Origin of the sequence: Streptomyces decoyicus, assembly GCF_019880305.1 — a bacterium.
GTDB classification, from domain to species: Bacteria; Actinomycetota; Actinomycetes; order Streptomycetales; family Streptomycetaceae; genus Streptomyces; species Streptomyces decoyicus.
The window spans coordinates 7,725,510-7,750,662 of sequence record NZ_CP082301.1; the positions used below are offsets into that span (position 1 = coordinate 7,725,510).

Annotated in this window: 24 protein-coding genes; 15 read left to right on the top strand and 9 right to left on the bottom strand. The window is 72.0% G+C overall.

Annotated elements, in window-relative coordinates; translation table 11 throughout:
* The first annotated feature begins 3 nt into the window (after window positions 1-3).
* Entirely contained in the window at window positions 4-1,323 is a 1,320-nt protein-coding gene (locus tag K7C20_RS33630; protein ID WP_053209814.1) for an ROK family transcriptional regulator, read from the top strand.
* Window positions 1,324-1,425: 102 nt separating this feature from the next.
* Here K7C20_RS33630 and K7C20_RS33635 read toward each other — a convergent pair whose 3' ends face one another.
* Together K7C20_RS33635 and K7C20_RS33640 are read right to left on the bottom strand one after the other, a co-directional pair.
* The gene (locus K7C20_RS33635) at window positions 1,426-3,141 is read right to left on the bottom strand and encodes an amidohydrolase (RefSeq protein WP_078953426.1); all 1,716 of its coding nucleotides are present in this window, start codon (window positions 3,139-3,141) and stop codon (window positions 1,426-1,428) included.
* Between the two features lie 99 nt (window positions 3,142-3,240).
* Window positions 3,241-4,767 (bottom strand): APC family permease, encoded by a 1,527-nt coding sequence (locus tag K7C20_RS33640; RefSeq protein WP_048829705.1) that lies wholly within the window; start codon window positions 4,765-4,767, stop codon window positions 3,241-3,243.
* Between the two features lie 289 nt (window positions 4,768-5,056).
* Here K7C20_RS33640 and K7C20_RS33645 point away from each other — a divergent pair, with 289 nt between their 5' ends.
* The 4 genes from K7C20_RS33645 to K7C20_RS33660 all read left to right on the top strand — a co-directional run bounded on the left by K7C20_RS33645 (window position 5,057) and on the right by K7C20_RS33660 (window position 7,819).
* Complete coding sequence (locus K7C20_RS33645) at window positions 5,057-5,761, top strand: TetR/AcrR family transcriptional regulator (RefSeq protein ID WP_053209815.1); 705 nt, start codon at window positions 5,057-5,059, stop codon at window positions 5,759-5,761.
* 46 nt (window positions 5,762-5,807) lie between these two features.
* Window positions 5,808-7,121, top strand: coding sequence for a PP2C family protein-serine/threonine phosphatase (locus K7C20_RS33650; RefSeq protein WP_048829706.1), 1,314 nt, complete (start codon window positions 5,808-5,810; stop codon window positions 7,119-7,121).
* 228 nt (window positions 7,122-7,349) lie between these two features.
* On the top strand, window positions 7,350-7,586 hold the full coding sequence (locus K7C20_RS33655) for a DUF6400 family protein (RefSeq protein ID WP_030083809.1): 237 nt from the start codon (window positions 7,350-7,352) through the stop codon (window positions 7,584-7,586).
* Between the two features lie 2 nt (window positions 7,587-7,588).
* Window positions 7,589-7,819, top strand: coding sequence for a hypothetical protein (locus K7C20_RS33660; RefSeq protein WP_030083811.1), 231 nt, complete (start codon window positions 7,589-7,591; stop codon window positions 7,817-7,819).
* Between the two features lie 131 nt (window positions 7,820-7,950).
* Here K7C20_RS33660 and K7C20_RS33665 read toward each other — a convergent pair whose 3' ends face one another.
* On the bottom strand, window positions 7,951-8,841 hold the full coding sequence (locus tag K7C20_RS33665; RefSeq protein ID WP_030083817.1) for a S41 family peptidase: 891 nt from the start codon (window positions 8,839-8,841) through the stop codon (window positions 7,951-7,953).
* A gap of 108 nt (window positions 8,842-8,949) precedes the next feature.
* Between K7C20_RS33665 and K7C20_RS33670 the strand changes: the two genes are divergently transcribed.
* Window positions 8,950-9,831 (top strand): SCO6745 family protein, encoded by an 882-nt coding sequence (locus K7C20_RS33670; protein WP_030083820.1) that lies wholly within the window; start codon window positions 8,950-8,952, stop codon window positions 9,829-9,831.
* On the opposite strand, the gene K7C20_RS33675 is transcribed toward K7C20_RS33670, so the two are convergent.
* The gene (locus K7C20_RS33675) at window positions 9,828-10,706 is read right to left on the bottom strand and encodes a hypothetical protein (RefSeq protein ID WP_048829707.1); all 879 of its coding nucleotides are present in this window, start codon (window positions 10,704-10,706) and stop codon (window positions 9,828-9,830) included. The two genes, K7C20_RS33670 and K7C20_RS33675, sit on opposite strands and share 4 nt — an antisense overlap.
* A 237-nt stretch (window positions 10,707-10,943) precedes the next feature.
* Here K7C20_RS33675 and K7C20_RS33680 point away from each other — a divergent pair, with 237 nt between their 5' ends.
* Together K7C20_RS33680 and K7C20_RS33685 are read left to right on the top strand one after the other, a co-directional pair.
* Window positions 10,944-11,804, top strand: a complete 861-nt coding sequence (locus K7C20_RS33680) for a hypothetical protein (RefSeq protein ID WP_245171560.1) — start codon at window positions 10,944-10,946, stop codon at window positions 11,802-11,804.
* A gap of 126 nt (window positions 11,805-11,930) precedes the next feature.
* Entirely contained in the window at window positions 11,931-12,869 is a 939-nt protein-coding gene (locus K7C20_RS33685) for an SDR family oxidoreductase (protein ID WP_030083828.1), read from the top strand.
* Between the two features lie 100 nt (window positions 12,870-12,969).
* Here K7C20_RS33685 and K7C20_RS33690 read toward each other — a convergent pair whose 3' ends face one another.
* On the bottom strand, window positions 12,970-13,842 hold the full coding sequence (locus tag K7C20_RS33690; protein WP_030083830.1) for an undecaprenyl-diphosphate phosphatase: 873 nt from the start codon (window positions 13,840-13,842) through the stop codon (window positions 12,970-12,972).
* Between the two features lie 204 nt (window positions 13,843-14,046).
* Complete coding sequence (locus K7C20_RS33695) at window positions 14,047-14,748, bottom strand: TVP38/TMEM64 family protein (protein ID WP_030083832.1); 702 nt, start codon at window positions 14,746-14,748, stop codon at window positions 14,047-14,049.
* Window positions 14,749-14,872: 124 nt separating this feature from the next.
* Here K7C20_RS33695 and K7C20_RS33700 point away from each other — a divergent pair, with 124 nt between their 5' ends.
* The 4 genes from K7C20_RS33700 to K7C20_RS33715 all read left to right on the top strand — a co-directional run bounded on the left by K7C20_RS33700 (window position 14,873) and on the right by K7C20_RS33715 (window position 18,245).
* Window positions 14,873-15,040, top strand: a complete 168-nt coding sequence (locus K7C20_RS33700; RefSeq protein ID WP_167352530.1) for a hypothetical protein — start codon at window positions 14,873-14,875, stop codon at window positions 15,038-15,040.
* A 109-nt stretch (window positions 15,041-15,149) separates the two neighbouring features.
* Window positions 15,150-16,322 carry an elongation factor Tu gene (gene tuf / locus K7C20_RS33705; protein WP_053209817.1) on the top strand — a complete coding sequence of 391 codons (1,173 nt, stop codon included), beginning with the start codon at window positions 15,150-15,152 and terminating at the stop codon, window positions 16,320-16,322.
* 170 nt (window positions 16,323-16,492) lie between these two features.
* A complete protein-coding gene (locus tag K7C20_RS33710) occupies window positions 16,493-17,335 on the top strand; it encodes a patatin-like phospholipase family protein (RefSeq protein WP_053209818.1) in 843 nt (280 codons plus the stop codon).
* A 55-nt stretch (window positions 17,336-17,390) separates the two neighbouring features.
* A complete protein-coding gene (locus tag K7C20_RS33715; RefSeq protein WP_030083839.1) occupies window positions 17,391-18,245 on the top strand; it encodes a spermidine synthase in 855 nt (284 codons plus the stop codon).
* 42 nt (window positions 18,246-18,287) lie between these two features.
* Here the strand turns inward: K7C20_RS33715 and K7C20_RS33720 are convergent, their stop codons facing one another.
* Window positions 18,288-19,571: an MFS transporter gene (locus K7C20_RS33720; RefSeq protein WP_048829708.1), complete on the bottom strand. Its 1,284-nt coding sequence runs from the start codon at window positions 19,569-19,571 to the stop codon at window positions 18,288-18,290.
* Between the two features lie 311 nt (window positions 19,572-19,882).
* Between K7C20_RS33720 and K7C20_RS33725 the strand changes: the two genes are divergently transcribed.
* Together K7C20_RS33725 and K7C20_RS33730 are read left to right on the top strand one after the other, a co-directional pair.
* Window positions 19,883-20,338, top strand: coding sequence for a DUF4442 domain-containing protein (locus K7C20_RS33725; protein WP_030083843.1), 456 nt, complete (start codon window positions 19,883-19,885; stop codon window positions 20,336-20,338).
* Window positions 20,339-20,592: 254 nt separating this feature from the next.
* Complete coding sequence (locus tag K7C20_RS33730; protein WP_030083844.1) at window positions 20,593-21,243, top strand: DedA family protein; 651 nt, start codon at window positions 20,593-20,595, stop codon at window positions 21,241-21,243.
* 147 nt (window positions 21,244-21,390) lie between these two features.
* Here the strand turns inward: K7C20_RS33730 and K7C20_RS33735 are convergent, their stop codons facing one another.
* Window positions 21,391-21,600, bottom strand: coding sequence for a hypothetical protein (locus tag K7C20_RS33735; protein WP_030083845.1), 210 nt, complete (start codon window positions 21,598-21,600; stop codon window positions 21,391-21,393).
* A 100-nt stretch (window positions 21,601-21,700) separates the two neighbouring features.
* Window positions 21,701-23,758, bottom strand: coding sequence for an ATP-binding protein (locus tag K7C20_RS33740; RefSeq protein WP_053209819.1), 2,058 nt, complete (start codon window positions 23,756-23,758; stop codon window positions 21,701-21,703).
* Between the two features lie 297 nt (window positions 23,759-24,055).
* On the opposite strand from K7C20_RS33740, the gene K7C20_RS33745 reads away from it, so the two are divergent.
* On the top strand, window positions 24,056-25,054 hold the full coding sequence (locus K7C20_RS33745) for an alpha/beta hydrolase (protein ID WP_053209820.1): 999 nt from the start codon (window positions 24,056-24,058) through the stop codon (window positions 25,052-25,054).
* The last annotated feature ends 99 nt before the right edge of the window (window positions 25,055-25,153 follow it).

Consider the following 25,153-nt stretch of genomic DNA (forward strand, 5'->3'; position numbering starts at 1 on the left):
AAGATGGTCGAGCGATCCCAACGCACCGTGCGTGACCTGCGGAGGGCCAATCGCCGTGCGGTCCTGCAACGGCTGTATTCCGACGGGCCCATGAGCCGCCAGGAGCTCGGGCCGGCAACGGGCCTCAGTTCAGGCTCCGTCAGCAACGTGGTCACCGAACTCGCCGACGAAGGACTGCTGGAGGAGGCCGGAGTGGTCGAATCCGACGGCGGCCGGCCGCGCACCCTGCTCCGGGTGGCCCCGGCGAGCGGCGCTCTGATCGGTGTGGATGTCGGCGAGACCCGGGTCAGGGTCGAACTCTTCGACGTCGCCATGACCGAACTCGCCCGTTCGGAACGCCCGTTGGCGCACCACGGCTACGACGTGACCCTGATCGTCCGCCATATCGCCGACGGCATCGCCACTGTGCTGCGGGAGAGCGCGGTGGCCCCCGAGGGCCTGCTCGGCGTCGGCGTCGGGGTCCCCGGCATCCTCGACCGGGGCGGGCCCGGCGGCGCGGTCGTCCACGGTCAGACCATCGGCTGGGACGCCGTACCGCTGGAGGCGCTGCTGTGCGAGGCCGTCGGACTCCCGGACGGCGTGGGCTTCTTCCTCAGCAACGGCGCCAAGGCGCTGGGCCAGGCCGAGATGTGGTTCGGCGGCGGCCGCGGGGCCAAGGACGCGGCCATTGTGCTCTTCGGATCGGGCGTCGGCGCCTGCATCGTCACCGGCGGTGTCATCGACGGCGGTGCGGGCCACAGTGCCGGTGAATGGGGGCACCTGACGGTCAGCGTCCGCGGCCGGCGCTGCCGCTGCGGTGCCCGCGGCTGCCTGGAGGCCTACACCGGGGCCGAGGCGCTGCTACAGCGCTGGCAGGAGGCGGGCGGCCGGCTGCCCGCGGACGCCGGCGAGGAAACGGGGCTCACCGCCCTGCTCGCCGCCGCCTACCCACCGGACGACGGTACGGCCGCCGACCCGGTTGCGCGCTCCGTCCTGGACGAGACCGCGGAGTACCTCGGCGCCGGGATCTCCGGCCTGGTCAACCTCTTCAGCCCCGAACGGGTCCTCATCGGCGGCTGGGCCGGCCTCCAGCTCGGCCCGTACCTCCTCCCCGCCGTGCGCGCCCACGCCACCGCCTACTCCCTCGCCCACCCCGCCGGCCGCGTCACCATCGATCTCGGCAGCCTCGGCCCGGACGCCGTCACGGTCGGCGCGGCGACACTGCCCCTGGCGGACTTCTTCGCCAACGGGGGGCGCCGCACCGCACCGGCCCGCACACCGGGGGAGCGGGCCGCCGTGCCGGCAGGGCGCAGGGCGCCGGCGGGACGGCCGCGGGGTGGGTGAACAGCGCCGCGGTGGCGCGGCGCGGGAGGGCCGGGCCCGTCGGACGGCGACCGTGCGGCGGCCGGCCGCTCCGCCGACGGGCGAGCCCCCTGCGCCTCGACCTCAGGCGTCCTCGGCCGCGTAGACCCGCTGCCCCCCGACGAACGTCTGGAGCACACGGGTCGCGGCGATCTCCTCGTCGGCGCCGTCGAAGGGGTCCCGGTCGAGGACGACCAGGTCGGCCAGCTTTCCCGGCTGGATGGTGCCGGTGTCGTCGAGGTGGTTGGCGTAGGCGCTGCCGGCCGTGTACGCGGCGAGCGCCGAGCCCAGGTCGATGCGCTGCTCGGGCAGGAAGACCGGTGCCGAGGGCGGACCGTCCGGCGCGCGGCGGTTGACCGCGACATGCAGGGCGGCGATCGGGTCGGGGGAGCTGACCGGCCAGTCGCTGCCCGCCGCGAGGGTGGCGCCCGAGCGCAGCAGATCCCCGAACGGGTACTGCCAGGCGGCCCGTTCGGGGCCCAGGTAGGGGATGGTCAGCTCGTCCATCTGCGGCTCGTGGGCCGCCCAGAGCGCCTGGATGTTCGCCGTCGCGCCGAGCCGGCGGAAGCGCGGGACGTCGTCGGGGTGGACCACCTGGAGATGGGCGAGGTGCGGCCGGGTGTCGCGCAGACCGTTCGTCCGCCGGGCCGCCTCGACCGCGTCCAGCGCTTCGCGGACGGCCCGGTCGCCCAGGGCGTGGAAGTGCACCTGGAAGCCCTCCGCGTCCAGCCGGGTGACGTACGTCCGCAGGTCCTCGGGGTCGATGAAGGAGATGCCGCTGTTGTCGGAGGCGCAGCCGCAGGCGGTGAGATAGGGGCTGAGCAGGGCGGCCGTGTGGTTCTCGGCGATCCCGTCCTGCATGATCTTGACGCTGGTCGCCCGGAGCCGTCCGCCCGTCAACTCCTTCCGGCGGGCGAGGAGTTCGGGGATCTGCTCCGCCCCGCGGGACCGGTCCCACCACAGCGCCCCCGTTACCCGTGCGGTGAGTTTGCCGTCGCGCCGGGCGGCCACGTACGCGGGGGTGGCGTCGGCCCCTCCGGGACCGCGGCCCAGCATCGCGTCCTGCCATGCGGTTACTCCGTACCCATGGAGGAGACGCTGCGCCCTGAGCAGTCCGGCGGTCTGCTCGGCGAGCGTCGCTTCCGGGATCAGGTCGGCCACCAGCTGCATGGCGCCCTCCTGGAGCATGCCGGTCGGGTGGCCTTCGGCGTCCCGCTCGATCCGCCCGTCGGACGGGTCCGGCGTACGGGAGGTGATCCCGGCCCGTTCCAGGGCAAGGGAGTTGGCCCAGCCGCCGTGGTGATCGCGGTTGAGGAGGAACACCGGGCGGTCGGGCACGAGGGCGTCCAGGAACTCCCTCGTCGGCATGCCGCCGGGGAACGCCTCCATGGACCAGCCGCCCCCGGTGATCCACGGTGCCTCCGGATGCGCTGCCGCGTAGGCGCTGATCAGTTCGCGGTACGCCTCGGCGGTGACGGCCGCGCTCAGATCGCACAGCGCCAACTCCAGCCCGCCGCCGACCGGATGGACATGGGCGTCCTGGAAACCGGGGATGAGCAGCTTCCCGTGCAGATCGACGACCTCCGTGGCGGGCCCGATCAGGTCATGGACCGCCGCGTCGTGCCCGACGGCGACGATGCGGTCCCCGCGCACCGCCACCGCGCTCGCCCGGGTGCGTGCGGAGTCGACGGTGTGCACGGGGCCGGAGAGGAAGACGAGGTCGGCGGGGCCGTTGCCGGTGGCCCCGGGGCCGGCGGTGTCCGGGTTCGGCTCCGGGTCCACGGTGGTGCGGAGATCCATGTGGTTGCTGCTCCAGGTGTGTTGGGTGTCTGGGTATGTGGGTGTGTGGGGCGAGGGCGGTCGTCAGGGGCGCGGGCGGACGGCGGGCCGGGCCCGCGCTCAGCCCTCCGAGGGGGTGGGGAGCGGGGTGGCGTTCGCGTCCATCGGCAGGCTGACCGACTCGGCGTCCGTCCCTTGCCCGGTGCGGAAGTACGGGGCGCGGCGCACCCACTTGGCCCAGGCGGCGGTGGCCAGGCCGAGCAGGATGAACAGGGCGGGCAGCAGCAGCATGAACCAGCCGTTGTCCGGGCTCGCCTCGAAGTGGTCGCTCATGGTGGCGTAGTCCCAGACGAGGTAGCCGCCGAGCCCGAAGAGTGCCAGCGCGCTCGCCGCCGGGACGACCACGTCCCGCAGCGCGCGTACCGCCCCGTCGCGCAGGCTGTGGCGGAAGCGCACCGCGCAGGCGAGTGCGGTGAGTCCGTAGTAGAGGGCCACGGTCAGGCCGATCGAGTTGACGGCCGTCAGGATCATCTCGTTGAGCTTGGGTATGCCGACCGCGAGCACGGCGAGCAGTGCGGCGAGAGCCATGATCAGCAGGGTGCCGACGGCGGGGGAGCCGTAGCGCGGGTGCACCCGCTGCCACACCGGGCCCAGCGTCCGGTCGCGGGCCATCGCCAGCGCGCCGCGGGCGGTGGGGATGACGCTCGACTGGAGAGAGGCGAAGGCGGAGCACATCAGGGCGGCCAGGGGCAGCGAGGCCCAGGGCTCCGGTGCCAGTTCGCTGCCGAGGAAGGTGAGTGCCTGCGGCCCGTTGTGGATGAGTTCGCCGGTGCTCATCACCCGCTGGAAGGCGAACGCACCGACCAGGAACAGCCCCAGCATCGCCACCAGCGCGATCAGTCCGCCGCGGGCCGCGTCGGTGGCGCTACGGGTCTCCTCGTTGACACTGAACGCGGCATCCCAGCCCCAGTAGAAGAACACCGCCAGCACCATCCCCTGGGCCAGCGCCTGGGGGGAGGAGATCTCGAACGGGTTGAGCCAGGACAGCGAGAACGGCTGATCGCCGGTGAACAGGGCGTAGCCGCAGAAGAGCAGCAGAACCGTGTACTCGAAGACCAGCAGCCACATCTGGAGCCGGGTCGCGGCCCGCACGCCCGTGATGGCGGTGACCGTGACGATGACCAGCGCGACCAGGCCGACGGCGGTGCTGATGCCGGTCGAGGCCGGATCCAGCCGGATCCCCCAGACGCTGTGCAGGCCCATCTTGTTGAGGAACTGGAGCACGACGGAGCCGGTCACCGCACCCGTGTACGCCATGAAGATCACGTTGCCGACCAGCACCACCCACCCGGTCAGGAAGCCGGGCCAGGGGCCGATGGACCGGCCCACCCAGGTGTAGCCGCTGCCGCAGTTCGGTTCGGTGCGGTTGAGCCGGGCGTACGACAGCGCGATACCGAGGATGGGCAGGAAGGCCAGCAGCAACAGGGCGGGCGTCTGCCGGCCGGTGTACGCGGCCAGAGTGCCCATTCCGATACCGATGCTGGTGGTCGCGGCGGTGCTCGACGCGGCGATCGCCACCCCGTCCTTCACCCCCAGCGAGCGGCGCATTCTCGCCGGGCCGGGGTCCTGCTGCACTGCGGAAGGCATGGCACTCACTCCTTGGACGGCGGGCCGGGACCGGTCTCGGCCGGCCAGGGGGGCGTGGAGGTGCGGGTGGGGCGGCGGGGCAGGGCGGCGCGGGCCGGAACCTGGATCGGGGTCCGGTCGCGTCGTACGGAAGGGGGGTGGTGCGTGATGTGGCACCGCGGTGATCCGTGTATGTCCGCCGATGAAACAGCCCCTTCACCCTTGTGTCAACGGTGTTGACGTAACCTGGTGATTAACTGGCTCCGAGAGGGCCCGGGGGCCGGGGCGGAGTGAAGCGGAGGGTTTCGGCGTGGCGGAGAGCGAGCGCGTCCCGGTCGAGCGCAAGCGGCGCCGGCCGACCAGTTCAGGCGTGGTCCTGTCGGCCGACCTCATCGTCGACGCCGCATGCGAACTCATCGACGCCCAGGGGGCGCAGGCCTTCACGGTGCGCAAACTCGGCGCCGCTCTCGGCGCCGACCCGTCCGCGGTCTACCGCTACTTCCGCAACACCGAGGATCTGCTGCTGGCGCTGGCCGACCGCCTCATCGGCGAGTCCATGACCGGCTTCGCCCCCAGTGGCGACTGGGCCGCCGACCTGCGCGACTTCGGTCTGCGGGCCTACCGTTCCGCGCTGCGCCACCCGCAGATCGCCGTGTTCAGCACCGTCCGGGTCACGGGCCGGCCGCATGAGCAGCATGCGGTCGACACCGGCATCGGTCTGCTGCTCCAGGCCGGGTTCGACGAGGCCGGCGCCGTTCGCCACTACCACGCACTCGTCGACACCGCCCTCGGCCATGCGGCCCTGGACGCCGGCGTCCTGCGACTGGCGCCCGCCCAGCGCGCGGCGGACGAGCAGGCCTGGCAGGACGCGTACGCCGGTCTGCCCGCGGAGGACTTCCCCAGCCTGCACCGCGTACGGGAGCATCTCCCGCTCATGGCGGGCTCGGCCGTCGAGCCCGCGCTCGACCTGCTCATCGGGGCCCTGCGGCGAGAGGCGGCGGAGCGGGAGGGGTGACGGGGGCTATCCGGGCATTTCGCTCACTCGGGTGCAAACATGAGGCATGCCCCTTCCATGGCGGATGCCTCTGCGCGGACGACGGGAACTGAGCCGCGTCCTGCTGCTGCTCCCGGTCGGGCTCATCGTGGCGGTCTGCGTGATCGATGTTCTCGCGCCGCCCGACATCCATCTCGGGCCGCTGCTCGTCGCGGCTCCCGCGATCACCGCGGCCTTCGCCGGGCCTCGTGCGACGGCGGCGATCGGTGCGCTGGCGGTGGCCGCCCAGGTGTCCATCGGCATCGCGCGCCAGGTGCTGTTCACCGAGAATCTGCAGGCCCAGATCGCCTCGCTGGTGGTCGTCTCCGGGCTGGTCGTGCTCTTCACGGTCGTACGGGAGCGAAACGAACGCCGGCTCACACAGAGCCGCTCGGTGGCCACCGTCGCGCAGCAGGTCCTGCTCCGTCCGCTGCCCGCCCGCAGTGGTGCCCTGGAGATCGCCTCCTTCTATCTGGCGGCCGAGGAGGAGGCGGAGATGGGCGGTGATCTGTTCGCGGCGGCGCGCACCACCACCAGCACCCGGCTGATCATCGGCGACGTCCGGGGCAAGGGGCTGCCCGCCTACAGTCACGCCGCCCTCCTCCTGGGCGCCTTCCGGGCGGCCGCCCACCGCCAGGCCACCCTGCCCAGACTGGCCGTCCACCTCGACGGAGCCGTCCGCTGGGACAGCAGCCAGTGGGACAGCGTGCCGGGCGCCGAGAGCAGGTCGGAAACGGTGACCGGCGCCGACCCCGGCACGGCCGCCGGCCTCCTCTCCGCCGCCGCTCCGGTTCCCGACCCCGACACCGTCCGCAACCCCGATTCCGTTCGCAACCCCGATTCCGTCCTCGACACCGACGAGACCTTCGCGACCGTCGCGCTGCTGGACATCCCCGACCGCTGGCACGTCCTCCGCCTGATCAGCTGCGGTCACCCGCCCCCACTGCTGCTGCGCAACGGGCGGGCCACCCCGCTGTCCGCAGAGCGGCCCGCGCTGCCCGTCGGCCTCGGCGTGCTGGCCGGCGCCCCCGACTACGAGGTCGAGACCTTCCCCTTCGAGCCAGGAGATCTGCTGCTGCTCTACACGGACGGGGTGAGCGAGGCCCGTGACGGCAAGGGCACCTTCTACCCTCTAGCCGAGCGCGCAGGAGCCTGGAGCGAGAGCAGTCCTCGGCAGGTACTGCGCCGACTGCGCGTGGACCTGCTGGGGCACACGAACGGCCGGCTCGGCGATGACGCCGCCGCGGTCGCGCTGCGGCGCCTGCCCGGCCCGCCGCCTGCCGCGGGGCAGGGCGCTTCCTCGGTGAGGGCCGGGGCGGACGATCCGACCTCGCAGGGATGAATTCCATCACCCTCTGAATTCCGCAACATATCGGGCATGCCGCAAGCAGCATTCCCTCCGGAAATTCCCTTTTGCTAGTACATATTCTGTTTCGCGGCATCACCCTGCGCTACCGGCCCTCCCCCTCCGCTGCCCTCCGGTCTGCTGTTCTCCGCCTGACGCTTCCTCAGTGCCGCCCCACTTGATAGACACGTCCGCATCATCCGCAAGTGGCACAGGACGCGCACCATGACCGACCGCAACAGCTCTGACCACCAGATATTCGAGCTCGACCTCGCCGCGCACGAAGCCCGTCGACGGACCGAAGTCCTCGCGGCGCTGGGTGACTCCTGGGACCCCGTCGCGGTGATGGAGGGCGAGAACGACGCGTACCGGCTCCTCTACTCGGGCCTGGACGCGGAGCAGCAGGCCACCTACGACATGCTGGTCGCCGCCGAGGTGCTGCCGGGCCCCGGGCAGGCCTGAGCATGCTGCCGCTCGACCCGACCGCCGATATCGGCCGTCGCGCCTGGGTCCCGTGCCCGCGCTGCCAGGACCACCAGGGCTGCGGCACCTGCCTCGACGGCCGCACCTGCGGTGACCACTGGCGCTACCTTCTGTCGAACAAGGGCAGCGTCCTGCACCTCCAGTGCCCCAACTGCACCCACCTGTGGGCCTGGCAGTCGGGCTTCGGAGCGGGCGGCCGCACCGACGGCTGACGCCGGACCACCAGCTGACGCCGGACCACCACCGGGCCGACGGCCGAGCCCCCGGACGCCGACGAGTACGGGACGGCCGCCGGGTACCCCCGCCCCGCGCACCGCCCACCGCCCCCGCCCGTCGGCGCGTGCTACGCCAGTTGCTGCCTCGCCTCCCCGTGCGCGGTCTCGAGTGCCTTTTCGGCCGGTACGGCACGATCCGGCTGCACCCCTACGCCCTCCCAGTTGGTGCCCGTGACGGCGTTGATGGTCCGGGCCATCGGCACGGTGACCGTGATGTGCTCCGTCACCGGATACCGGGCGGTGGGGTGCGCACCGCCTCTCGTCGTCTCGCCGACCACCTCGGCACGGCCGTGAGCCTGGAGGGTGTACGCCACGTCCTCGCCGCCCGAGAAGGTGGTCGCGCTGGTGAGCACGTACACCGGACGGCCGAGATAGCGCGGCGCGGGCAGATAGGGGAGGGTCCAGTACTGCCGGGTGGAGTCGGTGGAGCGCTCGTAGAAGTCGTTGAGGTGCACCTCGTCGTCGGGGAAGAAATAGCTGCACCACATCGCGGCGCCCGCGGGTGAGCCTCCGCGGCACTCCCGCAGATCGAGAAGGAGGGCACGTGTGTGCGCCACCAGCTCCATGGCCGCACCGATCGCGCGGGCGCCCTCCCCGGCGTCGGCAATCCATCGGACGTCCAGATAGCCGATGTTGCCGTCGAGCTGTTCGCAGCGGCGGATGCCCTGGTTCTCGACCCGCATCAATGCGAGGAAGGCTGCCCGGCCTGCATCGTCGTCTCCGGGTCCGGTGGACCGGGGCTCGTCCTCCCACAACAGCCTGAGGTGTCTGTCCGGGCAGGCCTCCTGGAAATGCGCGGTCACCGTCTCGCACAGCGCGGCACCGCTCAGTGAGTCGTACTCACCGGCTGCCAGCCGGGCGCGGACCGCCCGGTCGGCCTCCGCGGCGCCCCGGGGGAAGACATAGCCCGCCATGATGCGGTCGAGGGTGCTGTTGATGATCTCTGTGTTGCCGGACATTGCCAGTGATCCTCGCTTCGGGGTCGGGTGTGCCGAGGCCGCCGGTGCGGGCGGCCTTCGCGCTTCGGTGCGGTGCGGCGGACGTGCGGCGGCGGTAGCGTGCGGTTCATGGAGCTGCGCGCCCGATCGCTTTGGCTGTTGACCGAGCCGCTGCATGCGGTCTGCTACTTCGACGACAAGTGCCGTGACCTGGGCAAGGACCTCGGTCTCAAGGGCTTCTGGATGGGGTACTTCGCCTCGCGCACGGCGCCCCTGGGGGCGGTGGAACCCGCGGCGGCCACGGCCGTGCTCGGGGTGTTCGCCCCGGGGATGGTGGCCCGTGCGCTGCCCGCGGCCTGGAGCGTCACCAGCCCGGCGCACGTCCTCGGCGAGCGCGGCAGCCGTGCGGCCCACGCACTGCGCGGGGTCGCCCCCGAGCTGGAGCACGCAGCAGCGGACATGCTGCCCCCGCTCCAGACGATCGTCGACGCGGCACCGGCCACCGCCCGCCCCCTGTTCGCCGCCAACCGCGCGCTGTGCGACCACGCCGACCCCGTCGAGCGGTTGTGGCAACTGGTCACCGCTCTGCGGGAGTTCAGAGGCGATGCGCATATCGCCGTGCTCGCCGACGAAGGCCTCGACGGCTGCGAGGCCCTCGTCCTGGCCGCCGCATCGGGCCGTGTTCCCCGGGACACCATGCGGCAGGACCGCGGATGGAGCGAGGAGGAGTGGTCCGCAGCGGCCGACCGGCTGCGCTCCCGTGGCCTCGTGGACGCACAAGGCGACGCAACCGAACACGGCCGGCAGGAACGGGAGCGCATCGAGGCGGCAACCGACCGGCTGGCCGGCCGACTGCTGCATCCACTGCCCGAGGCGGAGACCGAGCGCATGCTGCACACGCTGGAACCCGTGGTCCGGCGCATCCTGGCCGCGGATGTGCTGCCCTTCCCCAACCCGATCGGTCTGCCGCACCTCGACGAGCCCACGCCGCGCAGCGCCAACTCCCGCTAGCCCAGCCGCTTTCCGGCCTCCTTGAGCTTCTGCTGGAGATCCACCGTGTCGGATGCGGGCGGCGCCTGGACCGTGACCGGCTTGTTGACGTCGAAGAACCGTATGGTCACGTCCAGCGGGCCCTGGGCCGCCTGCGCACGCTCACGGAACTTCACGGTGCGGTCGTCGGGACCGACCCACATGTCGAGGCTCAGCTTGGTCACGCCGAGCTGCTTGTACTGCTCGATGACCCTCTTGCGGCGCTCGGTGTTCAGCGCGCTCTTGGAGGCCCGCTTGGTCAGCAGCTCCGTCACATCGACCACACCGGCGTAGTGCGTCGTCCGCACCCCGCCGACGGTCTCCTCGCCGACCTTCTTGACGTGGTCCGACTGCGGGAGCAACGACGCCTGCGCCGCCGGGTCCTGGTCGGCCTGCCGCTCCATCCCCCCGAGGCCGCCGCCCCCCGCGCCCTTCTTGCCCTTCATGGCGAACTTGAGCCAGTGCTTCCCGTCCATCGCGTCTGCAGCCTGCCGGCCCCCGCCGAGATACACCGCGTCCCCGACGAGCCGCACCGAGAACTCGCCCTCCTCCTTGCCCCCGGAGGCCTTCATCCGCATATCGATGGCGCGCGGACGGAGGCTGAACGCCACCTTGCCCTCGACGGTCCCCTGGCCCGGGACCTTGCCGGAGAGGTGATACGACACGGAGCTGAGCTTGGCGCCCTTGTTGACGGCCTTCTGCACCGCGGCGACCGGCATGGCGTTGAGGTTCCCCGACGCGGCTCTGCGGTCGTCGGACGCGCCGCCGGACGCCGTGCATGCCGCCGTGCCGCACAGGACGGCTCCGGTGAGCAGCGTCCCCACGACGCGGGACGAGGTACGGGAAAAACGAGTCATGGCCCCCCCATGAGCACATGGAACGATAAAAATGTCGTCGATCACGACACTAGCCCACGACACCGACAATCGGCGTTGCGTATTTACGCAGCCACGTGACCAGGGAATATGACATCCGGACCACGTCGAGCGCGATCGAGGGCCGCGCACCGGGGTGATTTTCATCTGGTGGTTCGATGGGTGCTTTGGGGTGCTTTGCTGAGTCAGATCGGGACACCTCTGCCCAAGAGGCGTTGAATGAGTATGGATCCTAGAGAGTTGTGGGACCGCAACGCCGTGCTGGCAGAAGCGTTTTGTCTGGGCGATGAGCGGGTGCGTGAGGCGCAGGCCAGGCTTGACGAGGCGCAGGCCGACCGGTCACGGGTTTTGGCGGCGTTTGCGGTAACGGTGGGCAGTACCGGCGCGGTGGCCGGTCTGTTCGGTTTGAACGAGCGTGAAGTGCGGATCGCCCGGCGCACGGTGGGCAAGGACGACGCCCGCGCCGTGGCCGAAGAGCTGCTGGCGGCCGCCACTCCCGCTGCGCCGGCGAGGGAGCCGGACGAGGCCTCGCCGGCGCCCGATCCCGCTGCCGAATATCCCCACCAGAACCCGACTGCCGGAACGCGCCCCGCCGGCTCGCCCCGTGAGGGTGCCGGCGGCGCAGGAGCCCCGGAACAGAACTGGTCCCCGGCGATGGACGCGGTCCTCATCGGCAGTTGGCAGACCGGGGTGGATTTGCGTGAACTTGCCGCCGAATTCGGGCTCGACCTGACCCGCCTGGTCACCCGCGCCCAACAGCTGTCCGCCCAGGGGCGGTTCTATCCGGGCCCGGCCGAGAACCATGCAGGACGCCACCGGCGCGGCCCCGGCGATGTGCACGAGGCCGAATACACCATCCCCGCACAGCAGACGGCCGCCTGGAACGCCGCGCCCTCCGGATACCAGATGGCATCGGCCTGGCACACCGGCACGATGCCGTCCGCCGATTCCGTCCCGGACATGGCCGCTCTTGCCTCGGAATGGGACAACGCCCTCGCCCCGTGGGGGACCCTCGCGCCCTCGCACGAGGATTCCGCACCGGCCCATCAGCCCTGGGCCCAATACCACCTCAGTTCCTGACTTCGACACGATTCCCCGGCACTACGTACGTACCCCGCCCCCGCAGGCCGTCACCGGGCCTGCCGAGGACGACACGTCCCCGCCCGGATTCCTGAGCGGGGACGATGAGAGGAGGAGGCCGAGGCCATGGCGACCGAGGAAGCGCGGGCCGGTGCGCTGGACGGAAAGGTCGCGCTGGTCGCCGGGGCCACGCGAGGTGCCGGGCGGGCGATCGCGGTGGAACTCGCCCGCGCGGGCGCCGTGGTGTACGCCACCGGGCGCAGCAGCCGGACCGCGGGCCGCTCGGAGATCAACCGGCCGGAGACGATCGAGAAGACCGGTGAACTGATCACCGAGGCCGGGGGCACCGGTACGGCTCTACGGGTGGACCACCTCGACAGCGACCAGGTCCGCGATCTCGTCCAGCGCATCGACCGCGACCACGGCCGCCTCGACATCCTCGTCAACGACATCTTCGGCGGCGATGCCTACGCCCAGTTCGGCACCACCCTCTGGGAGCACGATCTCACCGGCGGCCTGCGGATGCTGCGCATGGGCATCGACACCCACGCGATCACCAGCCACCACGCGCTGCCACTGCTCATCCGCCGCCCCGGCGGGCTGGTGATCGAGATGACTGACGGCACCGCGGAGTACAACGTCGCCTACCGGCACCACGAGGGCTTCTTCTACGACCTGGTCAAGGCCGCCGTGCAGCGGATGACCCTGGCCCAGAGCCATGAACTCGCCCCGCACCACGGCTGCGCCGTCGCCGTGACCCCCGGCTGGCTGCGCTCGGAGAAGATGCTCGAGGCCTTCGGTGTGACCGAGGACAACTGGCGGGAGGCGACCGTGAAGGTGCCGCACTTCTGCATCGCCGAATCCCCGGTCTATGTCGCGCGGGCGGTCGTCGCCCTCGCCGCCGCCCCGGACGTCGCGCGCTGGACGGGCACGGTCGTCTCCAGCGGGCAACTCGCGCCCCTCTACGGATTCACCGACACCGACGGCACCCGGCCGGACTGCTGGCGCTACGTCGTCGAGGTCCAGGACCGGGGCCTCCCGGCCGACGACACCGGCTATCGCTGACGGCCGCCCGTCACGGGGAGGCCGCGCGGCGCTGGCGGGTGCCTGTTCCGGGCCCTGAAGGGGGGAGGGAACCCTTCCGCCGGAGCCCTGGGCGAGCCGGCTAGCCCGCCGTCTCGCCCGCATGCGGCGTCAGCGTCCCCGCCGCGACCAGGGCGAACAGGACTATGCCCAGCAGGATGCGGTAGATGACGAAGGGCATGAAGCTCTTGTGGGAGATGAACTTCATGAACCATGCGATCACGGCATAGCCGACGACGAAGGCGATGACCGTGGCGAAGACGGTGGGACCCCAGGCGACATGGCCCTGGCCGGCGTCCTTGAGCTCGAAGACGCCGGAGGCCAGGACCGCAGGGATGGCGAGCAGGAACGAGTAGCGGGCCGCGGATTCGCGGGTGTAGCCCATGAGGAGGCCGCCGCTGATCGTGGCGCCCGAGCGGGAGACGCCGGGGATGAGTGCCATGGCTTGGCAGACGCCGTACAGCAGGCCGTCCTTGACGCTGAGGTCGGTGAGGCTCTTGCGCTGTTTCGCGGCGCGGTGCCGGCCGCCGGTCTCGTCGCGGGCGGCCAGCCGGTCGGCGATGCCGAGGACCACGCCCATCACGATGAGGGTGGTGGCGATCAGCCGCAGATCGCGGAACGGGCCCTCGATGGCGTCCTTGAGCGTGATGCCCAGGACGCCGATCGGGATCGAGCCGACGATCACCAGCCAGCCCATCTGGGCATCGTGATCGTGCCGCAGCTCCCGGTTGAAGAGGGAGCGGGCCCAGGCCGAGATGATCCGCCCGATGTCCTTGCGGAAGTAGATGATGACGGCCGCTTCGGTGCCGATCTGCGTGATGGCGGTGAACGCCGCACCGGGGTCCTGCCAGCCGGCGAACGCGGCGGTCAGACGAAGATGCGCACTGGAGGAGATCGGCAGAAACTCGGTCAACCCTTGGACGAGTCCGAGGACGAAAGATTCAAACCAAGACATGGAAAACACGCTATCCAAGGGTGATCAAGCGCTGACCTGCGCAAGATGGGAGAAAGCGGACGGTGGCGGCGGATGCGGATCATCGCCGACAGGGGGCAGCGTAACGTCCGGAGGTATACGGGTGACCAAAGGGGCCGGGTCGTACGGCACCCGACCGGCCTCCGCGGCCTTCGCTGGTGAGTCCGTCGCCCGCCCGATCCGTTGTCAGTGTCCTCGCAGTGCCTTGCGTTTGTACCAGGCCACCACCAGCGCGCCCAGAGCGCTGACGCCGATGAAACCCATGGCGACGAGGAACGCAGGTGAGGTGGGCGAGGAAGCCCGCGCACCGGCAACGGCGTAGGCCGCGGTGTTCGGGATGCTGCCGAGGGCCGTCGCGAGGAGGTAGGGGAGCCAGCCCATACGGGAGACCGCGGCGCAGTAGTTCGTGGCGCAGAACGGCAGACCCGGGAAGAGACGGATCGCCAGCATCGACCGGAAGCCGTGCTCGCTCAACTGCCGGTCGGCGGCGGTCAGCCACCGGGCGCGCAGCAACGGGCGCAGGGCGTCCTGCCCGAGCAGCCGGCCGAGCCCGAAGGCCAGAGCGGCGCCCAGTACCGTACCGGCCAGCGCGCCGGCCAGGCCGGCCTGACTGCCGAAGAGGGCCCCGGCCGCGAGATTGAGGACCGGGCGCGGGACGAAAGCGGTGGTGCATGCCCCGTATGCCAGCGCGAAGACCACCAGAGCCGTCGGGCCGGACAGCTGCGCGGGCCGGCCCCCGGTCAGCAGGTGCTGCGGTTGCCACCACAGCGTCATGGCCGCGGCGCAGGCCAGCAGGGCGAGCAGCAGGCCCAGCCGGCACCACGGGGAGAAGAGCACACGCGTGCAGCGCGCGGCGAGGCCGTCGGGCGTTGCGGCGGGCGGAAGCATCCCGGGAGCGTAACCGACAAGGGTGCCGAGGAGCCGTAATGCCAAGGCCGAGGAGCCGTGGTGCCAAGGCGGCTGCCGGATAAATCGTTCGACGCCGGAGCGGCCGCCCGGCACCATATGACGCATGATCCGGCATGCCTTCCTCCCGCTCCCGTCCGCAGCCGCGGACGAGCCGAAGGCTGCCGTCGATCCCTTCGCGGCCATCGCCGCGGCCCACTGCGCGCCCGCAGTCACTGCCGTCGCAGCAGCCGACGTCCAGGCCGCCGCGGCGGCCGACGGCGCACGAAGCTGACCCTCTCCGGATCGTCCGGCGGACCCCGCAGGGGGAGGGTCGGCGGGGCTCAGGGGTCCCCACGGCGCCAAGTCGCCGTCCTCACCGCATTGTTGCGAGGAAGAACATCATGCCCAAGACGGCATACGTGCGTACCAAGCCGCACCTGAACATCGGCACCATGGGCCACGTCGACCACGGCAAGACCACGTTGACCGCGGCCATCACCAAGGTCCTCAGCGACCGGGGGAGCGGGACGTTCGTGCCCTTCGACCGGATCGACCGGGCCCCGGAGGAGGCCGCACGCGGTATCACCATCAACATCTCGCATGTCGAGTACGAGACCGGCACCCGGCACTACGCCCATGTCGACATGCCCGGCCATGCCGACTTCATCAAGAACATGGTGACCGGCGCGGCGCAGCTCGACGGGGCGATCCTCGTCGTCTCCGCGCTCGACGGGATCATGCCGCAGACGTCCGAGCATGTGCTGCTCGCCAAACAAGTGGGCGTTCGGCACATCGTCGTGGCCCTCAACAAGGCCGACGCCGGCGACCCCGAGCTCACCGACCTCGTGGAGCTGGAGGTGCGCGAACTGCTCGGCGCGCACGGCTACGACGGGGAGCACGTACCGGTCGTACGGGTCTCCGGGCTGCGTGCTCTGGAAGGCGACCCGCGCTGGACGGAGGCGATCGACGCGCTGCTGGACGCCGTGGACACCTATGTCCCGATGCCCGAGCGGTATGTCGACGCGCCGTTCCTGCTGCCGGTGGAGAACGTGCTGACCATCACCGGGCGCGGCACGGTCGTCACCGGAGCCGTCGAGCGCGGCACGGTGCGGGTCGGCGACCGGGTGGCGGTGCTCGGTGCGGAGACCGAGACGACGGTCACCGGGCTGGAGACGTTCGGCAAGCCCATGGAGTCCGCCGAGGCCGGGGACAATGTCGCGCTGCTGCTGCGCGGTCTGCACCGCGACCAGGTGCGCCGCGGGCATGTGGTCGCGGCGCCCGGCAGCGTCACACCGCGGCGCCGTTTCACCGCCGAGGTGTATGTGCTCTCCACCGAGGAGGGCGGCCGCCGTACGCCGCTGTCCACCGGCTACCGGCCGCAGTTCTACATCCGTACCGCGGACGTGGTCGGCGACCTCGACCTCGGCGAGCGGGGCATCGCCCGTCCCGGTGAGACGGTGACGGTGTCGGTCGAACTGGGCCGGGACGTGCCGTTGGAGAGGGGCCTGGGCTTCGCCATCCGCGAGGGCGGCAGGACCGTCGGCGCGGGCACGGTGCGCACCGTCGAGGAGTGAGACACCGCAGGTCAGCAGGCTGCGTCCGGCACCTTTCCGGTGCGGGGCGCAGCCTCCTGCTGTCCCGGCGGACGCCCGGGTGCAAGACTGCTCGCCCGGTGGAACGGCCACGAGGACGACCCCTGCGCCGGACGGTGCGGGCGGTCGGCCGGAGACAGGAGGAAGACCTGATGGCGGGTACGGCACTGGTCCTGGGCGGCGGAGGGCTCACCGGCATCGGCTGGGAGATCGGTGTGCTCGCCGGTCTCGCCGAGGCGGGCCTCGACCTCGCCGACGCCGACGTCGTCATCGGTACCTCCGCCGGATCGATCGTCGGCGCCCACCTCACCTCCGGGCATCTCGGCCTGGACGAGATGTACGAACGCCAGCTCGCGGTGCCCGAGAACCGCTCGGCGGCCCGTATGGGCCCGGCCGCACTGGCCCGGTTCGCGGCCATCGCGCTGCGCTCCCGGGACACGGTCTCCTTCGGCATACGCATGGGCAGGCTGGCGCTCGCGGCCCGCACCGTCACCGAGGCGGAACAGCGCACGGCGATCGCCCGGACCCTGAACCTCACCGACTGGCCGGCCCGCCGGCTGGTGATCACGGCGGTGGATGCGGCGACGGGGGAGCGGACCGCCTTCGACGACACGAGCGGGGTGCGGCTGCTCGACGCGGTGGGCGCGAGCTGCGCGGTCCCCGGCATCTATCCGCCGGTCACCATCGACGGCACCCGGTGGATCGACGGCGGGGTGCACTCCAGCGCCAACGCCGATCTGGCCGCCGGATACGGCCGGGTGGTGATCGTCGCGCCGATGGCCGCCAGTGGCGGGCCGATCGCCGGACCGCGGGCGCAGGGCGAACGACTGGCGCGCCAGGGCGCCCGGGTGTGCGTGCTCACCCCCGACCGCGCGGCCAGGGCGGCGTTCGGCCGCAATGTCCTCGACCCCGCCAAGCGCGCCGACGCGGCCCGCGCGGGGCGCCGGCAGGCAGTGGCCCATGCGGCGCAGATCCAGCGGGTCTGGTCGGACTGAGCGGCCGGCCGGACCGGCTGCCGGGGCCCGGTGACCGCACCGGCACAATGGGACGGTGGACGATGCACCCGAGCCGATACCCGTCACCCGGGCCGTGGACTGCGGCACCGCCAAGCTGCTGCCGGACGTCGACCGGCCGCGCGCCTGGCTGCTCACCGTGGACGGTGCACCGCAGTCCTACGTGGACCTCGACGCGCCCACACATCTGGAATTCGAGTACGTGCGCAGGCTGGCACACGTCCTGGACGAGGCGGCCGCCCCGGGCCGGCCGCTGGACGCGCTGCACCTCGGCGGCGGGGCGCTGACCCTGCCGCGCTATCTCGCCGCCGTCCGTCCGCACTCCCGGCAGGAGGTCATCGAGGCCGACCGCGGGCTGCTCGCCCTGGTCACGGAGCATCTCCCGCTGCCCGCCGACTGCGGGATCACGGTGCACGCCGAGGACGCCCGTACGGCGCTGGAGGCGGCGCCGGAGGACAGCGCCGATGTCATCGTGGCGGACGTCTTCGGCGGCTCGCGGGTGCCCGCGCATCTCACCTCGGTCGAGTACGCGCAGGCCGCCGCCCGGGTGCTGCGGCCGGACGGCTGCTATGCCGCGAACCTCGCGGACGGCGCTCCGTTCGGCTTTCTGCGCGGTCAACTCGCCAATTTCGCCACGGTCTTCGAGCACCTCGCGCTGATCGCCGAGCCGTCGGTGCTGCGCGGCCGCCGGTTCGGCAACGCCGTGCTGCTCGCCTCGCGCGCACCGCTGCCGATCGCCGCGCTGGCCCGGCGGACGGCCGGTGACGCGTTCCCGGCCCGGGTCGAGCACGGCGCGGCGCTGCGGCGGCTGATCGCGGACGCGGTCCCCGTACGCGATGCCGAGGCGGTGGCGTCCCCGGTGCCACCGGACGGCGCGTTCAGCGTCGGCTGAGCGCGGCCCGCCGCGGTTTCGCACCAGGTCGGCGTCGTCCGCTCATTCCGCCTGCGCGGTGTGCGATTCCGTCGCCCCGGCGGCACGGGAGACCGCTCCGCCCGCTGCGGGCTCCGGCTTCGTACGCCGGGTGAGCCGCCGTACCTCGGGCACACACAGCACCGCCGCCGTCAGCAGCGCGATCAGCGCCGAGCAGCCCCACAGTGCGGCCGTCCGGCCGACGAGGTCCTGTACGGGGCCGGCCAGCGCGGTGGCGAGCGGGACCACGGCCAGGGACCCGAGCCAGTCGTAGGACGAGACCCGGGAGAACTTCTCCTCGGGGATCTCCTGGTGCAGTGCCGTCATCCACGTCACCGCGAAGACCTCGACCGCGATCCCGGTGCCGAACATGACCGCGGTGAGCCCGCCCGCCGGAAGGGGGACGGCGAGCGCGGCGGACGGGAGGGCGAGCGGGAAAACGCACAGCGCACCGATGAGCAGCAGGCGGTGCGGTCTGACCCGGGTCATCATGAGGGCGCCGCCCACGGTGCCCGCACCGAAGGCGGCCAGCGCCAGACCCCAGGGCCCGGGGCCGCCCAGATGCTGCTCGGCGACGAGCGGCCCGTAGACCGCCTCGGCGGCCGCCACCACCGCATTGACGATGGAGAACTGCACGACAACCGCCCACAGCCACCGCCGGGAGGCGACCTCGCGCCAGCCGTCCCGCAGGTCGTGCAGCACCCCGCCGCCGGCAGCCCGCACGGGGACGCCGCTGACGTCGAGGAAGGCGCGCAGCGCGCCCGCGAGGGCGAAGGCCGCGGAGTCGATGGCCAGCACCCAGCCGGGGCCGACCGCGGCGACCAGTGCGCCGCCGAGCGCCGTGCCGCCGATGTTCGCTCCGTTCATGCCCATACGGAACACGGCGAAGGCGCGCCCCGCCTGCTCGCCGGAGACACTGGCGAGCACCATGCCCTCGGAGGCCGGCGCGAAGAACGCCTGCCCCGTGCCACCGAGGGCGGCCAGCAGTGCCATCTGCCACAGCCGCGGCTCGCCGGCCAGGACGAGCAGTGCGAACAGGCCCTGGGAGACGCAGCTGAGGGCGTTCGCGGCGACCATCACGCGATGCCGGGGGAGCCGGTCGGCGACCGCGCCGCCGATCAGCAGGAAGAGGACGAGCGGGATGGTCCGCGCGGCGGCCACCAGCCCGACGTCGGTGGCGGAACCGCCGGCGGCGAGCACCGCGAAAGCGGTGGCGATCAGCGCACCGGAGCTGCCGAGGTTCGCGATCACCGTGGCGCCGGTGAGCAGCAGATAGTTCCGCCCCGCCCACGCGGGGCGGGTCCTCACCAAGCGAGCACCCGCGGGGCGGGGACCGTGCGGGACCGCTTCCGGCCGGGGCTGCCTGCTGCTCGGCGCACGCCGCGTTCCGGGCAGGTCACCCGCCCGTCTTCGCTGTGCTGCTGTCCTGGCCACATGGGCGTCAACGATACGGAGGGTGGCGAGCCGGCCGCACAGGGGTTTCCGGCGGCCGCTCGGGCCCGGATTCCGTCAGGGGCCTGGCGTACGTCACAGGTATGAGGTCTGTCGCCCTGCACGCCCCGAGGCCGGGGAGCACGCACCCCTTCACACCTAAGCTACCGCTAGGTAACATGGCGCCCATGTCCTCCGAGACCCTGCCGTCGATCGGCGAAATGATGGCGGCATCCGTGCCGATGGCCCGCACCCTGAACCTCGAGTTCACCGAGACCACCGCCGAGCGCGCCGTGGTCCGCATGCCCGACCAGCCGGACTTCCACAACCACGTCGGCGGACCGCACGCCGGCGCCATGTTCACCCTCGCCGAGTCGGCGAGCGGTGCCATCGTGATGGCGGCCTTCGGCGACCAGCTCGGCCGGGCGGTGCCGCTCGCGGTGCGCGCCGAGATCGGCTACAAGAAGCTCGCCATGGGACCGGTCACCGCCACTGCGGAACTGGGCCGGCCGGTGGCCGAGGTGATCGCCGAGCTCGACGCCGGTGAGCGCCCGGAGTTCCCCGTGAACATCGCCATCACCCGCGAGGACGGCGCGGTCACCGGCGAGATGAGCATCGTGTGGACCCTGCGCCCCAACAAGTGAGCTGCTTCACAGTGGGGTTCTCCCCGGCCCGTCGTGCGCCGCACGGCGGGCCGCCGCTGTTTTGAGCGGGCCCGCGGCACCGGACCGGGCCGCGGAGCAGGTCGTTGCGTACCGCATGCGGATTCGGCTCCCGGACGGCGCCATCGAGTACGCTTCCCGGGCGTGCTGCGGCGCGCCAGGGGATCGACCGGCACCGGTTTCATGGATGCCGGGGCACGGCCCACGGGGGCCCTACACCAGCGGAGGAAGCGGCGTTGCACATCCAGGAGTGGCTCGAGACGGTACCGGCCGTGAGCGTCTACCTCCTGGTGGGGGTGGTCATCGGCCTGGAGAGCGTGGGTATTCCGCTCCCCGGTGAGATCGTCCTCGTCAGTGCGGCGATTCTCGCGGCGACCCAGGATCACATCAACCCGTATGTGCTGGGTGCCTGTGCGTCCGCCGGCGCGATCCTGGGTGACTCCATCGGGTATCTGATCGGGCGCAAGGGCGGGAAGCCCCTGTTGCAGTGGGCGGGCCGCAGGTTCCCCAAGCACTTCGGCCCCGACCATGTCGCGATGGCCGAGGCGAAGTTCGACAAGTGGGGCATGTGGGCGGTCTTCTTCGGCCGGTTCGTCGCGCTGCTGCGCATCTTCGCCGGCCCGCTCGCCGGCGTACTGAAGATGCCGTACTGGAAGTTCCTGATCGCCAACGTCCTCGGCGGCATCGTCTGGGCCGGCGGCACCACCGCGTTGATCTACAGCGTGGGCGTCGTCGCCGAGTCGTGGCTCAAGCGCTTCTCCTGGCTCGGACTGGTCGCCGCCCTGCTGTTCGGCATCGGCTCGCTCCTGCTCATGAAGCACCGCGCGAAGAAGGCGGCCGTCGCGCGCGAGGCGGCGGAGACCCCGGTCGGCGCGACGGTCGACTGACCGTCCCGGAGCCGCTGCGCCACCTCCGCGCAGCTCGTACGGGGCCCGCAACGGAAGCTCTTCAACGGGCGCTCTTCAGGCGGAAGTCAGGCGCTCGCCCGGCTCAACTCACCTGATGACACAGACGGGCCGAGGACCGGCGTCGCCTCAGGGCATCAGCCAGACGTCCGGTCCGCCGTCGCGCCATTCGAAGACACCGGCGTCGTCCCAGACGAACTTCGTGGTGCAGAAACCGGCCCGGCGCAGGATCGCGGCCACATCACCCGGGCGCAGCGCCCGGCCCAGATCCTGACCGTAGAGCGTCACACGGCGGCCGCCCGAGGAGGGCGGATGCACGATCACGGGGGCACGCTTCATGCTTCCCAGCATGCGACCGGCCCGGCGCTCCCGCATCCCGAACGCGGTCGGCGCGTCACGGAACGTGTCCACCGGCCTCTTTGCGACACCGGCCCGGCCTTCAGGACCGTGCCCGCAGCCGCGAGAAGAACGGCCGGGCCCGTACGCCGGGCCCGGCGCGCAGCCACCACGGGGCCTCCTCCTCGTCGCCGTCCGGCGGCGGCATCCCGCGACGCACCGTCCGCCGCAGACCGGTCAGCATGTTGCGGACCCCCGCGATGAACAGCGGGTCACCGATCACCTTCTTGGCCACCAGCGCCTTGTGACACGCCCGCAGCGCCGCCGCCGGCTTCCCATGGGTGCTCTCGGTCCGGGCATGGGCGTACAGGATCGTCGAGTACAGCCAGAAGTCGCCGTCGGAGTGCCGGGTCTCCCAGGCGCGGTCGGCCGCCGCCCTGGCCCGCTCCGCGTCGAGCGGCGCCAGGGCGATGGCGAGCAGCGCCCAGCTGTGGGCGGGCCCCGGACCGAACCACGGGTCCCTGGAGTGGTGCCGGGCGGCGTCCTCCAGACACGCCACGGCCGTCGTGGTGTTCCCGCGGTACAGCGCCAGCACCCCGTGCGCATGCGCGATACGGGCCAGCCCGTCGCCGTCGGCATGCATCACCGCCGCCGTCCACGCCTGGTCGAGCAGCCCCTCCGCGGTGGTGAGCGCATGTTCCTGCGCGGCGAGATAGCCGGCCAGCCACAACGCCCTGGCCCGCAGCGCGGTGTCGTCCCGGCAGAGCAGCAGCAGCCGGTCCAGATGGGCCCGCCCCTCCCGACGAAAGCCACAGGCCGCCCAGCGGAACCACAGCGACACCGCGATCTCCAGCGCCCCGAGCGCATCCTCCGCGTCCTGCGGCGGCCGGGTCAGCGCCGCGTCGAGATTGGCCTGTTCGTCCTCCACCAGCCGCACGGCGACCTGCTGGTTCGGGCCCTGCCAGGCGATCTGGGCCTCGGCCGCGAGTGCCGCACAGGCCTGCCGGAACCGCCGCAGCGCCGCGGGCTCCTCGCCCGCCTCCCGCAGCTGCGTCCGCCCGAAGTCGCGGGCGGCGCGCGGGAGTCGGTAGCGTGGCGGCAGCGCGGCCCCGGTGTCCTCGCGAGCGCCGCCCCCGTCCCGTACGCGTTCGACGACCGAGGCGGTACGGAGCCGTTCCAGTGCGCCGTCGACCGCGGCTGAAGGAACGTCACTGCTGGTGCAGACGCATCCGGCGAGCCAGGGATCGAAATCGTCGGGAAGCACGGAGAGTCTCGCCCATACGCGCCGGTCGGTGGGCGAGCAGAGGGCGTAGCCCGCGGCTTGCGCGGCGTGCAGCGAGGTGTGCCGGGCGGTCGCCGCGGGACCCGAGTAGAACAGCGCACCGTCCGTGCCCACCTGCGCCGCGAGCTGCGGCAACGACATCCGGTCCAGCTGGTGCGCGGCCAGGGCGATCGCCAGCGGTGAGCCCTCCAGGGCCTGGCACACCGCGACCAGGAGCTCGGGCGTCGCGGCGCCGGTCCGCGCCGCCAGCAGCTCGACGGCCGGTCCGGCGATCCCCTCGCCCAGCGTCACCGGAAGCGGCGCGATCTCGACGACGCGCTCCTCGGCCAGTCCCAGCCGGCCCCGTGCGGTCGCCACGATGTGCAGCGCCGGATCGGCCCGCAGCAGCCGGCGCACCAGCTGTGCGCACTCGGCGAGCACCGGGTCGCAGTCGTCCAGCAGCACGGTCACGCGATGCCCCCGGCAGTGTGCGGTCAGCGCCGCGAGTGCCGTGCCGCCCGCGGGGGTGCACCCCGCTGCGGTCTCCGTCCGGTCCGCCCGGCCGGGCACCGGTGTGCCGACGCAGGGGGGAGCCGTACGCCGGGCGAGGGGCCGGGCGCTGTTGCGGCAGGCGGTGTCCGCCTGGCCGGCCGCCCGCAGCAGCGCGTCGGCCAGACCGCCCTCGGCCAGACCGTCCCAGCAGCCGACCCGGATGACCGTGCCGCCGTGCCGAGCGGTGTGCTCCTCCAGGACGGCGCGGGCCAGCACGCTCTTGCCCACGCCGGCGGCTCCGGTGAGCGTCACCAGCGGAGCACTGTCCAGCAGCCCGGACATCTGCTCATGCTCAACGGCCCGTCCCACTACGCCGGGCAGTGGCCGGCGATCTGCCCACGCGGTCATCGGTCATCCCCAACCACGGCACAGCGCCGCGCCCTTCCGAATAGGGAACCAACGATGCCAGAACCGACCGTCCGGTAAACAACCAGCGGGCTCATCGAACGAGGGAAACTCCGCCGCTGTGTTTGACGCGGCCGGACCTCTCGCCCAGGGGGCCGGGAGGAGGGACCACCAGGTCACGGTGGCCGGGGTCGGCGCCGAGGGTGCTTCGGACGATCTTAAAGTGGTGTCTTTCGACCGGCGCCGCGGTGGCAGCGTGGCTGCCCGCGGCCGGCCCAAGAATCCAAGGAGAACGTCCCGATGAAGCGCCTGCGTGTCCGTGCTGCCGTGAGTGTGGTGGCTCTGGGGCTGCTGTCCGGTTGCGGCCACGGCAGGGACATCGTCGACGCATCGAGTGTGCCGCGGCTGCGGGCCCATCATGCGGCGGATGCCGTCAACGGCAAGCCCCGGGCGGTGGTGCCCCGCGGCCCGCGCTCCTCCTTCACGCCGTTCCGTACCACGGGGGACGACGGCACCCAGGTCGTGAGGACGAAGTGGCACGGGCGGAAGTCCGGTTTCACCGGCGACATTTGGGCCTGGGTGCCGCCGGAGTACCACGAGCCGCAGTACGCCAGGAGCGGGTTTCCGGTGCTGATCGCGCTGCCCGGTGCCTATGGCTATCCGTTCAACTACTGGGCCGGGGACGCCTTTGCGCTCCAGGAGCGGATCGCGGAGTGGTCGCGGCAGGGCAAGACGCTGCCGTTCGTCGTCGTCATGCCGGTGCTCAATCCGGGCAGGAAGTACTACGACGGCAGTGACATCCCGGGGCAGCCGAAGATGGGCACGTGGCTGACCGAGGATGTACCGGACTTCGCGCGGGCCAACTTCCGTACGCTCGACAGCCGTGACGGCTGGGCGTTCATGGGGTCCTCGTCCGGCGGGTTCGCCGCGCTGAAGGCCGTGCTCAAAAAGCCGCAGAAGTTCAAGGCGGCCATCGTCAACGGGCCCGACACGAGGCCGGATTCGCCGATGTGGCAGGGGCATCCGGCCGAGATGCGTGCCAATGACCCACGCCATCTGGCGCGGCAGCTGACCGCGCACAAGGGCTTGCCCGTCTACCTGGCCTTCGAGCTGGGCAGCAAGGAGGCGGCGGTGCCCGATGTGAAGCGCTTCATCAAGGACTACACCGGCGGGCCGGTGCACTCCACGCTCTTCGAGATACCGGATGGTGTGCACAGCGGTCACACCTACATCCAGCGGATGGCCGACTCGCTGCACTGGATCAGCGAACAGATGCAGGGCCCCGTGCCGTCCGTTTGACGCACCGTCGCCCAGGTGGTCGCACGGCAGGGGTCTTCCTGTTGCCGACGCCGGGCCACCCGTAAGAATTGTCCGTGACCCGGCCATGGGAGCGCGGCC

Excerpts from the sequence above, each read along its gene's own strand:
- K7C20_RS33630 (WP_053209814.1), top strand. The coding sequence starts at position 4 with ATGGTCGAGCGATCCCAACGCACCGTGCGTGACCTGCGGAGGGCCAAT.
- K7C20_RS33635 (WP_078953426.1), bottom strand. The coding sequence starts at position 3,141 with ATGGATCTCCGCACCACCGTGGACCCGGAGCCGAACCCGGACACCGCC.
- K7C20_RS33640 (WP_048829705.1), bottom strand. The coding sequence starts at position 4,767 with ATGCCTTCCGCAGTGCAGCAGGACCCCGGCCCGGCGAGAATGCGCCGC.
- K7C20_RS33650 (WP_048829706.1), top strand. The coding sequence starts at position 5,808 with ATGCCCCTTCCATGGCGGATGCCTCTGCGCGGACGACGGGAACTGAGC.
- K7C20_RS33655 (WP_030083809.1), top strand. The coding sequence starts at position 7,350 with ATGACCGACCGCAACAGCTCTGACCACCAGATATTCGAGCTCGACCTC.
- K7C20_RS33660 (WP_030083811.1), top strand. The coding sequence starts at position 7,589 with ATGCTGCCGCTCGACCCGACCGCCGATATCGGCCGTCGCGCCTGGGTC.
- K7C20_RS33665 (WP_030083817.1), bottom strand. The coding sequence starts at position 8,841 with ATGTCCGGCAACACAGAGATCATCAACAGCACCCTCGACCGCATCATG.
- K7C20_RS33670 (WP_030083820.1), top strand. The coding sequence starts at position 8,950 with ATGGAGCTGCGCGCCCGATCGCTTTGGCTGTTGACCGAGCCGCTGCAT.
- K7C20_RS33675 (WP_048829707.1), bottom strand. The coding sequence starts at position 10,706 with ATGACTCGTTTTTCCCGTACCTCGTCCCGCGTCGTGGGGACGCTGCTC.
- K7C20_RS33680 (WP_245171560.1), top strand. The coding sequence starts at position 10,944 with ATGAGTATGGATCCTAGAGAGTTGTGGGACCGCAACGCCGTGCTGGCA.
- K7C20_RS33685 (WP_030083828.1), top strand. The coding sequence starts at position 11,931 with ATGGCGACCGAGGAAGCGCGGGCCGGTGCGCTGGACGGAAAGGTCGCG.
- K7C20_RS33690 (WP_030083830.1), bottom strand. The coding sequence starts at position 13,842 with ATGTCTTGGTTTGAATCTTTCGTCCTCGGACTCGTCCAAGGGTTGACC.
- K7C20_RS33695 (WP_030083832.1), bottom strand. The coding sequence starts at position 14,748 with ATGCTTCCGCCCGCCGCAACGCCCGACGGCCTCGCCGCGCGCTGCACG.
- K7C20_RS33700 (WP_167352530.1), top strand. The coding sequence starts at position 14,873 with ATGATCCGGCATGCCTTCCTCCCGCTCCCGTCCGCAGCCGCGGACGAG.
- tuf (WP_053209817.1), top strand. The coding sequence starts at position 15,150 with ATGCCCAAGACGGCATACGTGCGTACCAAGCCGCACCTGAACATCGGC.
- K7C20_RS33710 (WP_053209818.1), top strand. The coding sequence starts at position 16,493 with ATGGCGGGTACGGCACTGGTCCTGGGCGGCGGAGGGCTCACCGGCATC.
- K7C20_RS33725 (WP_030083843.1), top strand. The coding sequence starts at position 19,883 with ATGTCCTCCGAGACCCTGCCGTCGATCGGCGAAATGATGGCGGCATCC.
- K7C20_RS33735 (WP_030083845.1), bottom strand. The coding sequence starts at position 21,600 with ATGAAGCGTGCCCCCGTGATCGTGCATCCGCCCTCCTCGGGCGGCCGC.
- K7C20_RS33740 (WP_053209819.1), bottom strand. The coding sequence starts at position 23,758 with ATGACCGCGTGGGCAGATCGCCGGCCACTGCCCGGCGTAGTGGGACGG.
- K7C20_RS33745 (WP_053209820.1), top strand. The coding sequence starts at position 24,056 with ATGAAGCGCCTGCGTGTCCGTGCTGCCGTGAGTGTGGTGGCTCTGGGG.